The 13,012-nt window shown below is 60.0% G+C and carries 13 protein-coding genes; 3 read left to right on the top strand and 10 right to left on the bottom strand.

All coding sequences use genetic code 11. The annotated features are described in order from the left end of the window. Positions 1-16: 16 nt before the first annotated feature. From AC0R79_RS08180 to AC0R79_RS08170, 3 genes are all read right to left on the bottom strand, one after another. On the bottom strand, positions 17-310 hold the full coding sequence (locus AC0R79_RS08180; RefSeq protein WP_007958052.1) for a YcgL domain-containing protein: 294 nt from the start codon (positions 308-310) through the stop codon (positions 17-19). Then, entirely contained in the window at positions 307-1,440 is a 1,134-nt protein-coding gene (rnd, locus tag AC0R79_RS08175; RefSeq protein ID WP_007958043.1) for a ribonuclease D, read from the bottom strand. Before rnd ends, AC0R79_RS08180 begins: the two co-directional genes overlap by 4 nt. A 130-nt stretch (positions 1,441-1,570) precedes the next feature. Further along, entirely contained in the window at positions 1,571-3,220 is a 1,650-nt protein-coding gene (locus AC0R79_RS08170) for a phosphoethanolamine transferase (protein WP_474734033.1), read from the bottom strand. 297 nt (positions 3,221-3,517) lie between these two features. On the opposite strand from AC0R79_RS08170, the gene AC0R79_RS08165 reads away from it, so the two are divergent. Together AC0R79_RS08165 and AC0R79_RS08160 are read left to right on the top strand one after the other, a co-directional pair. Beyond that, positions 3,518-4,702, top strand: coding sequence for a cyanate transporter (locus AC0R79_RS08165; protein ID WP_474734031.1), 1,185 nt, complete (start codon positions 3,518-3,520; stop codon positions 4,700-4,702). A 209-nt stretch (positions 4,703-4,911) separates the two neighbouring features. Further along, complete coding sequence (locus AC0R79_RS08160; RefSeq protein WP_474734029.1) at positions 4,912-5,847, top strand: LysR family transcriptional regulator; 936 nt, start codon at positions 4,912-4,914, stop codon at positions 5,845-5,847. A gap of 3 nt (positions 5,848-5,850) precedes the next feature. Here AC0R79_RS08160 and AC0R79_RS08155 read toward each other — a convergent pair whose 3' ends face one another. The 6 genes from AC0R79_RS08155 to AC0R79_RS08130 all read right to left on the bottom strand — a co-directional run bounded on the left by AC0R79_RS08155 (position 5,851) and on the right by AC0R79_RS08130 (position 11,434). Then, positions 5,851-6,216, bottom strand: coding sequence for a 5-carboxymethyl-2-hydroxymuconate Delta-isomerase (locus tag AC0R79_RS08155; protein ID WP_085605582.1), 366 nt, complete (start codon positions 6,214-6,216; stop codon positions 5,851-5,853). 57 nt (positions 6,217-6,273) lie between these two features. Next, complete coding sequence (locus AC0R79_RS08150) at positions 6,274-7,200, bottom strand: LysR substrate-binding domain-containing protein (protein WP_045121852.1); 927 nt, start codon at positions 7,198-7,200, stop codon at positions 6,274-6,276. A gap of 75 nt (positions 7,201-7,275) precedes the next feature. Further along, entirely contained in the window at positions 7,276-9,372 is a 2,097-nt protein-coding gene (locus AC0R79_RS08145) for a DUF6311 domain-containing protein (RefSeq protein WP_474734026.1), read from the bottom strand. Beyond that, positions 9,369-9,755, bottom strand: a complete 387-nt coding sequence (locus tag AC0R79_RS08140) for a GtrA family protein (protein ID WP_221535242.1) — start codon at positions 9,753-9,755, stop codon at positions 9,369-9,371. Before AC0R79_RS08140 ends, AC0R79_RS08145 begins: the two co-directional genes overlap by 4 nt. Then, the gene (locus AC0R79_RS08135) at positions 9,752-10,462 is read right to left on the bottom strand and encodes a class I SAM-dependent methyltransferase (protein WP_474734025.1); all 711 of its coding nucleotides are present in this window, start codon (positions 10,460-10,462) and stop codon (positions 9,752-9,754) included. The genes AC0R79_RS08140 and AC0R79_RS08135 overlap by 4 nt, the downstream gene beginning before the upstream one ends. 3 nt (positions 10,463-10,465) lie before the next feature. Then, entirely contained in the window at positions 10,466-11,434 is a 969-nt protein-coding gene (locus tag AC0R79_RS08130) for a glycosyltransferase family 2 protein (RefSeq protein ID WP_474734023.1), read from the bottom strand. Between the two features lie 277 nt (positions 11,435-11,711). Here AC0R79_RS08130 and AC0R79_RS08125 point away from each other — a divergent pair, with 277 nt between their 5' ends. Then, positions 11,712-11,903, top strand: a complete 192-nt coding sequence (locus AC0R79_RS08125) for a YegP family protein (protein WP_007958030.1) — start codon at positions 11,712-11,714, stop codon at positions 11,901-11,903. A gap of 60 nt (positions 11,904-11,963) precedes the next feature. Here AC0R79_RS08125 and ppk2 read toward each other — a convergent pair whose 3' ends face one another. After that, positions 11,964-12,788 carry a polyphosphate kinase 2 gene (gene ppk2 / locus AC0R79_RS08120; RefSeq protein WP_474734021.1) on the bottom strand — a complete coding sequence of 275 codons (825 nt, stop codon included), beginning with the start codon at positions 12,786-12,788 and terminating at the stop codon, positions 11,964-11,966. Positions 12,789-13,012: the final 224 nt, after the last annotated feature.

Raw genomic sequence — 13,012 nt, 5'->3', positions numbered from 1 at the left:
GACAGGGCCTCGCGGATCAGACCGGGTCGTTGCGTCGCAGCAACTCTTCGGGCAAGTGCTCGATGTACTCTTCCTCGGCCGGTGGCATTTGCAGGTGATAGCCCTGCTTTTCGAGGTTTTCCAGGACCACGGCGATGTCTTCACTGGCCAGCTTGCGCTCGGGGGTCAACACCAGATCGAAGGAATGCTTGGCCTTGCCGAACGCCGCCATCAGACCTTCCGGCACGCGCTCCAGCGCATCGCTCTTGAGCACGTAAAGGTACATGCCGCTTTTCTTCGAACTTTGATAAATGGAACAAATACGTTTCAAGGCTGTTCTCCGGCGGTGGCCAGGCTGTCGAGCAGCTTCTGGCCCATCAATTCGCGGCGCCAGCCACGCAGCGAATCAGGCAATTGGTAAGGGCCCTCGGGGAAGCCGCTTTTGACCAGCGCTTCGAGGGTTTTCTTGCGCAGCATCAGTTCCGGCGCGATGCCCAGACGTTCAGCTTCGGCCTGACCGAGAGCCCGCAGCTGTTTGATCAGCGCAGCGGCTTCGATCGGCAACGGCTCCGGCACGGCTGGCGGCCATTGATCAGGCCCCACACTGCCAGAGCGCTTGATCAGATCAAGCAGAAACTCGCCGTCCTGACGCACGGTACGCGGGTGCATGTCTTCGATCTTGCCCAGCGCGCTGAGGTTGTCCGGTTGGGTCCGGGCCAGCGGCCACAGCGAGTGCTCACGCACGATGCGGTTGCGCGGCAGGTCGCGGGCGCGGGCCTCGCGTTCACGCCAGGCGCACAGCTCACGCAGCACGGCCAGTTGGGCGCGGGACAGTTTCCACGCCAGTTTGGCCTCACGATACACCTCGTACGGATCGGTCTCGCGGCGCAGGTTGGCGACCAGTTCGGCGCCATCCTCCAGTACCCAGGCGAATTTGTCGTCAGACAGTTTCGGACGCAGTTGTACGAAAACCTCCGCCAGATGCACGGCGTCTTCGGCGGCATAGCTGATTTGCGTGTCGGACAACGGACGCTGCAACCAGTCGGAACGGGTTTCGCCCTTCGGCAGTTCGATGCCGAGCACTTCCTGCACCAGACGCGAATAACCCATCGAGAACCCGAGGTTCAGGTAGGCAGCGGCCAGTTGGGTGTCGAACAGCGGCGCCGGCAGGCTGCCGGTCAGGCGCAGCAGGACTTCGAGGTCTTCGCTGCAGGCGTGCAGGACTTTGAGCACCGCCGGGTTTTCCAGCAACGCGGCCAAGGGTTGCCAGGCGTTGATGGTCAGCGGGTCGATCAGGTAGGCGCGTTTGCCGTCGCCGACCTGCAACAGGCCGGCAATCGGGTAGAAGGTGTCGACCCGCATGAATTCGGTGTCGAGGGCAACGAACGGCAGCTGCTGCCACTCGGCGCAAAACTGCGCGAGGCTATCGTTGTCGCGAATCCAGTGAATATCGATGGCCACACGGCTCTCCCTTCAAGAATGGCGCGCAGTATATATCGCCACCGGCGCTTTCCGCGCCTTTACAGGGCAAGAGCTTGATGAAATCTCCTGCCTGAGGGAAAGAATAGTCTTACAGAGTGAGTCTGCCGGCTCAGTCCTTGGCCAACACCCCGTCGATCACAGCGCCCCGGCAGCCGGCAAACATGTCCAGATCCGGCTGGTAGACCTTGCTCTGCACTTCCAGCAGACCGAGCATCGAGTGGAACAGGTTGTCCTGGCTCAGCGGCTTGTCGCGGCTCATTTGCAGGCAATGAGTGTCGACCGAGTAGGACTTCTGATAGCTGTCGGAGAACCACGCCAGCATCGCCACGTGTTTCTGCTGCTCCGGCGCCAGCATGTACGGCGTGCCGTGGAGGAACAGGTTGTACTCGCCCAGGGATTCGCCGTGATCGGACAGGTACAGCATGGCGGTATCGACCTTGTCCTGATTGCTGCGCAGCACATCGATCAGGCTCGACAGCACATGGTCGGTGTACACCAGCGTGTTGTCGTAGCCGTTGACGATGCTCTCGCGGCTGCAATTGTTCAGCGCATTGCTTTCACACACCGGGGTGAAGCGTTCGTATTCCTTCGGATAGCGTTTGAAGTATTCCGGGCCGTGGCTGCCCATCTGATGCAGGACCAGCACGGTGTCCTTGTCCAGGTGATCGATGAAGCTTTGCAGGCCCTGCAACAGGATTTCGTCGCGGCACTCGCTGTTGGCGCACAGCGCCGGGTCTTTCAGATTGCTGACGTCCTGCAGGGTGACGCGATCGCAGGTGCCCTTGCAGCCGGACTGGTTGTCGCGCCAGATCACGTCGATCCCGGCACGTTTCAGTACGTCCAGCAGCCCTTCCTCATTCTTCGCCTTGCTGGCGTCGTAATCCTTGCGGCCCATGTTGGAGAACATGCACGGCACCGACACGGCGGTTTCCGTGCCGCAGGAATGCACGTCGGTGAAGGCGATCAGGCCGGCTTCCTTGTCCAGTTTCGGCGTGGTGTCGCGGTCATATCCGAGAATCCCGAAGTTTTCCGCCCGGGCACTTTCCCCCACCACCAGCACCGTCAGGGATTTGCGCGGATGATTCTGCACGGCGACGTTGCGCTGGGCGTCATCGCCAATCGTGACGAACGGTTGCTGCGCCGAAGCCACCTGCTCACGCAGATAACCGGCCGAGGCGCCGATGTAGTTGCTCGGCACCAGCATCAGGCGAATTTCGTGGTGATTGCGAAACAGCGACGACAGCCCTTGATAATTGGCCAGCGCGACGCCGCCAATGACCGCGACCAACGCGACACTTACCACAACTTTACTTAATAACTCGCGATGCCAGCGACGATAGTTGACTGGAACTTTCCACAACAACCAGGACGGCAAGACACCCAGAAAAACGATATAAGCGAACAACTTCAAAGACAGCAGATCGCGCACTTCAGTGGCATTGGTTTCGGCAAAGTTGCGAAACATGCCGGCATCGATCATTACACCGTATTGGCTCATGAAATAAGCCACGCCGGCGCTGACCATAAACAACAACGTCAACACGGGTTTCAACACGGGTCGAAACGCCAGCAACGTCAGCACGATGTTATACGCCGCGAAGATCATCACCCCGAACGCAATGCGCATGGCAATGCCTTTGCCGTCCGCAGCGGTGATATCGAACAGGTGTTGCCAGAGAACGAAATTGAATCCCGCCAAAAGAAAGGCGCTGGCAAACAACGTCACCCATTCCGGGCGCACGGCTTTTAACTTGAACATGGCGAGGGGCTATTTCCTTGAAAGAAGTGCCGTCGTCAATTGTGAAAATTTCATTGACTCAGACAACACAAACTTTAAGCAGGCAACCATCAATTTTTTGTGAAAAAGAAGCCAACGATTAGTTGGCCCATGAAATAACCATGAAACTTTCGGAGTATTTGAGAATGGTTCAGCTGTGGTTCAGTCGCGGGCGACGAGGTGCCGTATCGAATTTCTCGATACCGCTCCCGACTTTCTGATTTGCCGCCCCGCTCGCCTGCCCGCCTAATCGACCGCCTCTGGTTCAAAGGTCTGAAGATGGAAAACGTTCGCGCCACTGCCCGCCCCGCTGCCTGGCTGATGCTCGGCATCGTCCTGGTCGCCCTCAACCTGCGCCCGTCGATGGCGGCGGTCGGGCCCTTGCTCTCGGCCATTCGCGGCGATATGGCGCTGAGTTTCAGTCTCGCAGCGTTGCTGACCCTGCTGCCGGTGATGGCGATGGGGCTGGCGATGTTTTTCGGCATGGCGGTCAGCCAGCGCCTCGGTGAACAGCGCACGGTGCTGCTGTCGTTGCTGATCATTGGCGGGGCGACGCTGTCGCGACTGTTTCTCGACTCGGCGGGCGGATTGATCGCCAGCGCCGTGCTGGCCGGGATCGGCATTGCACTGATCCAGGCCTTGATGCCCGCGCTGATCAAATCGCGGTTTCCCGACAACGTGGCGCTGTGCATGGGCCTTTACGTCACTTCGATCATGGGCGGCGCGGCGCTGGCCGCTTCGTTCGCTCCGTGGGTGATGGTGCAGACCGGCAACTGGCGGGCGGGGCTGGCGGTCTGGGCTTTTTTGGCACTGCTCGCCATTCCTGTCTGGTGGGCAAGTCGTGACACGTCACCGGACACCATTCGGACCGTCGTCAGAAAAGAATCCTTCTTCACGAATTCCCGCGCATGGCTGCTCGCGATCTTCTTCGGTCTCGGCACCGCGTCCTACACCTGCGTGCTCGCCTGGCTGGCGCCGTACTACGTGGAAAAGGGCTGGAGCGAACAAAACGCCGGCCTGATGTTGGGTTTTCTGACGGCCATGGAGGTGATTTCCGGGCTGGTGGTGCCCGCCATCGCCAATCGCAGCCGTGACCGACGCCTGGTGCTTGGCGCCCTGCTCGGCCTGATCATCGCCGGATTTCTGGGGCTGATCCTCAGCCCGCAGCTCCTGAGCCTGCTGTGGCCCTGCCTGCTCGGGCTGGGCATCGGCGGACTGTTCCCGATGAGCCTGATCGTGTCCCTCGATCACCTCGACGAACCGCAACGTGCCGGCGGGCTGACCGCATTCGTACAAGGTATCGGTTACCTGATTGCCGGGCTGTCGCCGCTGATGGCCGGCGTAGTTCGCGATCGACTGGGCAGCTTCGAGTGGGCCTGGTGGTCACTGACGGCTGTGATGGCGCTCATGCTGCTGATGGTGCTGCGTTTCAACCCACGGCATTACGCCCGACACATGGGCTGATCCCGCGAATGGCAGGCCGACCCGTCTGGATAAAGGCTTCTGGCCACCTTTTCCGGGTTTGATTGTGTACGTCGTGTTACTAAAACTTTCTGTCCCACAACTGACCGTGAAAAGTCCTACAGGGCTTTCTCCTGGCACCATCGTTCCGTTACGATCATGCGCACACGTTTGCGCGGATTCGGCGCAAGGAGCACAGCGAGACAGAACGGATGCTGAACAGTAACTTGCTTAGAAAGCTCGACATGCAGGATCTCATGGTGTTTGTCGCCGTGTATGAGCAAAGCAGCGTCACCGACGTGTCGGAGGCGCTGTTCGTCAGCCAGTCCACCGTCAGTTACTGCCTGAAAAAACTGCGCACCAGCTTCGAAGACGATTTGTTCGTCAACACCCGCACCGGCATGCGCCCGACCTACAAGGCCAGCAGCATGTACGGCCATGTGCAGAAAATCCTCGAAAGCATCAACCTCTGCCACGCCGGCGCCCCGACTTTCGATCCGATGGCGCAACCGGTGACCTTCAACATCTGCGCCCCGGAATACTTCGAGCAACTGATCCTGCCACGGATGTTGAAGCGCTTTGACTTCGATGACTTGCCGGTGGTGGTCAACATGCACAAGTTCGAAACCGACGTGCCGGTCGAAGAATTGCGCGACGGCAGCCTCGATCTGGTGATCTGCTTCGGCCCGCACTTCCATCGCAGCCACGCCGACCTGAAATCACGGATGCTGCTGGAAGATGACCTGGTCTGCGTCTTCGACAAACGCGCCACGCCGCTGGAGCCGCGCCTGAGCCTGCAAGCTTTCACCGAACGCCGGCATGTGTTCCCGACACCGTGGACGTCGACCACCAACATGGTCGATGGCTGGCTAGCGCGGCAGGCGCAGAAACGCCAGATCGTCGCCCGTTCCAACAGCTACAGCGCGGCGTTGAAGATGATCACCGGCACCGATTTCATCCTGACCCTGCCCCGGCGGATCCAGCGTTTGCTGACCAACGACGCCGTGTTCAATCACTGCGAGGCGCCGAACGGTCTGCCGGGGTTCACCCTCGACATGCAATGGAGCCACAACGTCGATCAGGACAGCGCCAACCTCTGGCTGCGCGAGCAGGTCATCAAGACCTGCGCGGAACTGGAAGCGGCTTGAGTCTTACACGCCGATGGCGGTCTTGTTGTAGGACTCGCGGTCGATGTCGAGCAGTTCCACACTCAACTGCACCTCGACCCCGGCCGGCCATTCGCACAGATCCTGCAACACCGCCAACAGACTCTGCGAGAGCTGCTTCTTGATCTCCGGAGAACGCCCGCTGAGCAGCGCCAGCCTTACCGCGACAAAAGCGCGTTCGTTCATGGCGGTGCCGACCTTGAAGGTTTCAACCTTGAGCGCACGGCTCTTGATATCGAACTCCGCCGCGAACTGACCGGAACCCACCAGCGTGTTGTTGAGCCGGATCAACGCCACGTCGGCGTTCAGTTGCGGCAGGTTGGCGGTGTATTCCAGGTGCAGGTGTGGCATCTCGGAGCTCCAGTGGTTCGGCGGAAAGGTCGTACATATAACACAGCAACGCCTGACTCACGCCAACGACGACATCACCGGCCGCTCACTCATGAACTGCTCCAGCCGCGAACGCAACCAGCGCTCGGCCGGGTCACTGTCGACGTGGCTGAGCCAGACCATCGACAGGTCGAGGGTCGGGGTCTTGAACGGAAACGGCTCCTTGAACAAGAACCCGGAAGCGGCCATGGCGTCGGCGGTGTAATCCGGCAGGCTGGCGATCAGGTCGGTGCCGGCCAGCAGCGCCGGCAACGAACTGTATTGCGGCACCGACAGCACCACCTGACGGGTGCGACCGATGTCCGCCAGCCACTCATCGGCGTAGCCACTGACATTGGCGGTGTGGGAAACCAGCACGTGAGGGCGTGCGCAATATTCATCGAGGGTCAGCGGCGTGTCGGACTTGTCGGCGCGCAGGATGCTCGGCTGGATGTGCCGCAGCAGTTTGCGTTTGGCGTTGGCCGGCAGGCCGCGGGTCTGGCTGATGCCGACGGTGATGTCGCCGGCTGCCAGCAGATCGGGAATCCGCCAGTAATCGACGTGCTGCACCACGAACACCACGCTCGGTGCCTCCTGGCGCAAGGCACGCAACAGCGGCGGCAGCAGACCGAATTCGACGTCATCCGACAGACCGATGCGAAAGGTCATGGTGCTGACGGCGGGATCGAAATCGCGGGTCAGGCTGAGCGCCACCGACAGCGAGTCGAGCGCGGGTTTCAGGTGGCGATAAATGTCTTCGGCGCGGGCGGTCGGCTCCATGCGATGGCCGACGCGGATGAACAACGGATCGTTAAGCATGGTGCGCAGACGGTTGAGCGCCGAGCTGATGGTCGGCTGGCCGAGAAACAGCTTCTCGGCGGCTCGCGTTACGTTGCGTTCGAGCATCAAGGTCTCGAACACCACCATCAGGTTGATGTCGGCCTTGCGAAGTTCATTGCGGTTCATCCATTGCCCCCCCCCGATCCCCAGATTGCGGCAGTGTAGAAAGGCCGTGGGGGCGGCGTCCATCGAAACGGTGCGTCATTGCACCGTCAACGTCTTCAGCCCCAGGCCCATGATCCGCGAATCGTCGTTGATACCCAGCTGTCGGGGGCTGACGGCATCCGGCAGCTGCAATTCGATATCGAGCCGGTCATCGTTCCCGAGGCGCTGGCTGAGCGCGGCGCTGATCGGGATTTCCAGGCGATTGCCTTGAAACTGCGTCAAGCGGGCATCCAGTACCTGTTGGCCATTCAGGCTGACGATCACCCGCTGGTCGGGGTGCCCGGGCGAGATGAAAGCCAGCGCGTCGATCACGATCGAACGCACCGGCGGCTGCACCCGCAATTGGATTTTCGCCTGTCGCCCTTCTGTCCACGTCCCCCAGCTTTCCGGCTTCGACCAGCCGCTGACCAGTTGCCGATTACGATAATTGAAGGTCAGTGTTTGCCTTGGACGAGTAAGGGGCGCGAGCAAAATCTGCCGCCCTTCATCGGGCACCTGCAGGCACTCACGGCAGCGTTTCCAGCCTGGTGCCAGCACCGCCACCCCGTCCACGCGCGTCAGCAGATCGGTTTCACTGTTGATGCTCCGTGCGGCATCGACCAGAGCATCGTCATCAAGAAGGTACAAAGAGTCCGCGTCGTACTGCCCCGAATCGAGCATCGCGCGTGCTTTCTGCTGTGCTTGCGCCAGCGCCGAAGTGCTCATGCGTCCCAGATACACCGCATCGGTTTTCATCCCGTGGGTCGCTGCGAAACCGGCGATCATCTGCCAGCGATCGCTCTGATTCTGCGGCATCAGGCTGCGCACATTGACATAACGGGCAGCAGCACTGGCCCAGAAGGGATGCGTCATCGGACTGCTCCAGGACGATGACGGCGTCAGCGTTTTCCCCTGCCTGATGGCCATCCAGCCATCGCGGGTGTCGGCCACCTGGATCAACAATGCGACGGCCAGCAGACCGATGGCGATGCGTGGCCGATAACCGCGTACCACCAGAAAAATCATGGTCAGGACGCAGGCGTACAACACCGGCCAGAACATCCGCCCCGAGGCGCGAAAAATACTGGCCAGAGCGATGATTCGATCGGGTAGCGGATACTCGAACGTCAACGTGCCTATGCCTATTCGGTTCGACAGCGCGAACAGCCATAAACCGAGCATGGCCACCAGCAGCCATGGACGAGCACGCCATTCATCCTTCAAGAGTCGCCGGTTTCGCAGCCAGGCCAGAAAAGCCGGCGGCACCAGCAACAGAACACCCAGGCCAAAGTAGTTGAAACCTTCGTAATCCCCCTCTTCTTTCGGCAGACCGGGAAGGAGACGGGACCAGCCTGCCGGATCGGCGGGCGACAGCAGATTCATCCGGTACAAACCGAAACCACCGGATGCCGCGCCATCGGCAATGCTGAAGTAACCGGCCTGCCAGCAACACACGCTCACCAGCGCGAAAATCGCGCCGCCCTCGATCAGCCCCTGACCCCGGGTCAATGACCGACTGAATGTCTTGCCCAACAGGTCAGCCAGCCAGATCAGCGCAACCATTGCCAATAAGTAGGCATGCACCCCGGCCGTCACCGCCAGCAACGTGCCCCACGCCAGGCGACGACGTTGCAGATCCTGCAGCAACGCCAGGTACAGCGCCGCCAGAACCAGGAAATGGCCCGCCAGGGAAAGGTGCCCCACAAGGCGAAAAAACATCACCGGCGAAAACGCCAGCAACCCTGCGCCCAGAAGGCGAATCACGGGATGAGGCGTCATCAACCCCAGCAGTTTCCAGCCGAACCAGGCTTGCAGGACACAACAGGCCAGCAGCCACAAACCGAAATACTGGAAGGTGTCGGGTAACCAGGCACTGAACGGCTTGAACAACAGCGCGAGCAGTGGATTGGAGTCGGAAAAAATGATCGCGCTGCCCAGCTCCAGGCCGTAGGACGGATTGAGCCCGAGCGGGAATGTCCAGGGCCCATGCCGAAAAAACGCCCACCCCAGATAATGCGTGGCCGGATCGCCCTGTTCCAGCCAGGCGATGTTCTGCGGGTTCAGCGCTTGCGGTCCGACCACCAGAAAAAACACCAGAACACCCAAGAACAATGGCAGCAGGGAAAGTTCCGGATGCTCCCGTGAATCCGTCATCGATATGTCCAGAAGTTGTGCAGTACAAAAGTGAATGCCGGAATCGTCAGCGCCACGGCAACGATTCCGGCGAGATAGTGCAGCCCGGCCATCTGTGCCGCCCAGGCCACGAACATCGCCAACAGAAAGCCCCCCACCGAAACCAGCATGAAACGCAGCAGGGTTTTACCGTGCAGTCGGGCTGAAAAACTCCAGGTGGTGTTGATCACATAGGACACCACCGTCGCGACGATAAAGGCCACGCCGTTGGCCAGGGGTGGCTGGTGGCTGACGAAGTTGATGAACAGCACCGCCACCAGCGCATGCAGCGCGGTGACGAACAGACCGGTCACGGCGAAACGCAGACCGCGCTGGATCAATGCGGACTTTTCGGCGGACGTCACGGTTTGCGCGCCAGCACGAACACGCTCAAACCGGCGAGGCGATTCATGCCCATCAACGGCAGCTCGAGACTGCACAGGGTTTTCAGCAGCGTATTGACCAGCGGATGATGTTTTTTCAGCTGCGAACGCGGTGCCGAACCCCGAGTGCCGCCGGGTATCAGCCGCGATGCCAGCGCAATCGGGAAAACCGCTCCGAAATAATAGGCGCCCCGCTCTACCGCCAATCCGGCGTTACCCGCCAGAGCCTCGAATTGCCCCAGGGTGTAACGACGTTTGTGTTCGAGAAAATCATCGTGCCCGCTCCACATGAACTGGAACGCCGGCACGGTCATCAAAAAACGGCTGCCGGACGGCACTTTGTCGACGTACGACTTGAGCAGGCCGAGGTCGTCATCAACGTGTTCCAGCACATCCATCAGCAGCACCAGATCCGCGTCCACGCTGTCGATGGAACGACGGTAATGCACCGGTTTTCCGGCGGTGGTGGCGCTGGAGTCGGCCGGGTAACTGATGTCCACGCACCACGCTTCGCGCGCCGCCGTGTGGGTCAATAAATGGTGGGAAAAAAAGCCTGAGCCGGCACCGACATCGAGAATTCGCTTGATCGGCGCTTCACCCAGCAAGCGCCGGGTGGCGGCCGCTTTGGAGCAGTAATACCAATGCTCGCCGATGCTGTCGCCGAGGATGTCGGTTTCCTTGAGGTCCATCGGTCAGTCCTTGGGATCGTAAACGCGGCGTACCAGAAAGACCGGTCGGCGCTTGGCTTCAATGTAAGTGCGCCCCAGGTATTCACCGAGTACGCCAATGCCGATCAGTTGCAGGCCACCGAGGAATGTCACGGCCACCATCAGCGACGCATAACCCGGCAGATCGACACCGTACAGCAGCGTGCGCACCACGATGAACATGGCAAAGGCAAACGACACCAGCGACACCATCGCCCCCAGATATGTCCAGATCCGCAGCGGCTCGGTGCTGAAACTGGTGATGCCTTCCAGCGCAAAATTCCACAGTCGCCAGCCATTGAATTTAGTCTGCCCCGCTGCCCGCTCCGGGCGCTCGTATTCGACTTGCGTGGTGCGAAATCCGACCCAGGCGAACAGGCCTTTCATGAAGCGTCGGGATTCGGGCAGCGTCAGCAGCGCGTCGACCACGCAGCGATCCATCAGCCGGAAGTCGCCGACGTTTTCCGGCAATGACTGTTCGGCAATTCTGTTGTGCAGGCGATAGAACCAACTGGCGGAAGTCTGCTTGGCCCAGGAGTCGCTGCGCCGGCTGATGCGGTGGCCAAGCACCACTTCAAAACCATCGCGCCAGCGCTCGATCATTTGCAGAATGACCTCGGGCGGGTCCTGCAGATCAACGTCGATCGGCACCACGATCTGCCCGGTGGCGATCTGCAAACCGGCGGACAGCGCCGCTTCCTTGCCGAAATTGCGGCTCAGATCAACGATGCGGATGCGTGAGTCGCTCTGCTGGCAGTTCAGGAGACGTTCCAGCGTCGTATCGGAACTGCCGTCGTTGACGAACACCAGTTCGAGGCTGATCCGGGAATCACCCTCGAACACCTGACGAATGCGCAGGAGAAAACCTTCGAGGCTGTCCTCTTCGTTGAACACGGGAACCACCAGCGACAACTTCACCGGGCCCGCGTGCTGCGTTCCATTCGGATGGGTCAATGGACTGCTCTTTTTTTATAGTGATTGTCGGTCGCCGAACGCTGTTCGACGCCATGAGCCGCACCGTATTAAGCAGCAGCCCGAAATGTCATGCAAGGGTGAAACGACGGCGTTCCGGCCAATCCAAAGGCCGATTCCTGCGCTCTGGCCCGCGCCTTTCAGAAACATCCACGAACGATTGGAAACAAATCCCCGATAGCCAAAAATCCGCGCTCCGCTAGGCTTGCGTCGAGGCGTCACACAGGTTGTCGCACATAAATCGCATGGAGCGAACTGAATGTATTTCGAGATTTACAGGCAATCCAAAGGCACTCCGAGCACCGGCAAGGGCCAATGGCGCTGGAGATTAAGGGCGGGGAATCACGAGACGGTCGCCAGTGGCGAATCGTATGTGAACAAGGCGGATTGTCTGCATGTGATCGAGTTGATCAAGGGTGTGCAGGGAGAGACCCCGGTCAAGGAGATCTGAGAACTGTCCAAGTCGCCGGAGCTGCCTGTGTTGGCAGCTCCGGCGACTTCTGAACTTGCTTCAGAACCTTTCGGGAATGTTCCGGAATGGATAATCCGACTCCTTGTACCCCCCAGGTTTCTGCCGTTTGGGCAATGTCACCTTCTCTCGCGGCACCTCTTTATAGGGGATGCGACTGAGCAGGTCGGAGATGATATTGAGCCGCGCCCGTCGCTTGTCGTTCGAGTTGGCCACCAGCCACGGTGCGTAATCAGTGTCGGTCGCTTCGATCATGTCGTCCCGCGCCCGGGAGTAGTCATACCAGCGGCTGTAGGACTTGAGGTCCATCGGCGACAACTTCCAGATCTTGCGCCCGTCGACAATGCGCGCCTCCAGGCGCCGAGTCTGTTCTTCCTGACTGACATTCAGCCAGTACTTGAGCAGGATCACTCCCGAACCGACAACGGCGCGCTCCACCAGCGGCACGGTCTTGAGAAACTTGTCGACCTGTTTGTCCGTGCAAAAACCCATCACCCGCTCGACGCCGGCGCGGTTGTACCAGCTGCGATCGAAGATCACCACTTCGCCGGCCGCCGGCAAATGGGGCAAATAGCGCTGCATGTACATCTGGCTCTTCTCGCGATCGGTCGGGGCTGGCAACGCGATGACGCGAAAGACTCGCGGGCTGACCCGCTCCGTCAGCGCCTTGATGGTGCCACCCTTGCCCGCACCGTCACGGCCTTCGAAGATGATGCAGATCTTGATGCCTTCGGCCTTCACCCATTCCTGCATTTTCACCAGTTCGATATGCAGGCGGCGCAGCTCGGCCAGGTAGTCCTTGTTTGACAGCTTTGCATGTTCGTCAGTTTTTTCTCGGGGCGAGTCTTTCTTCTTTCCCTTTGCCATGACCAGACCTCTCGGGTTGGAACGACAGCCAGGCTCGTTGGCAATGCATGACCTGGAACCGGAAAGTTTAGTCATTTATCGCAAAACGCAAGCAAACGGGCGGTAACGCTCAGGCAACGTGCTTATTGCGAAAAAACCTGTGCAGTTTTTGACGGAACGCCAATCGCCAACCATTCTCCATCACGGCGCAGCGTCCGATGTCGGCCGTTGATGCCTCGCGTGTT

Source organism: Pseudomonas sp. HD57-3 (genome assembly GCF_056113135.1).
This window is presented reverse-complemented; position numbering and strand designations above follow the sequence as displayed.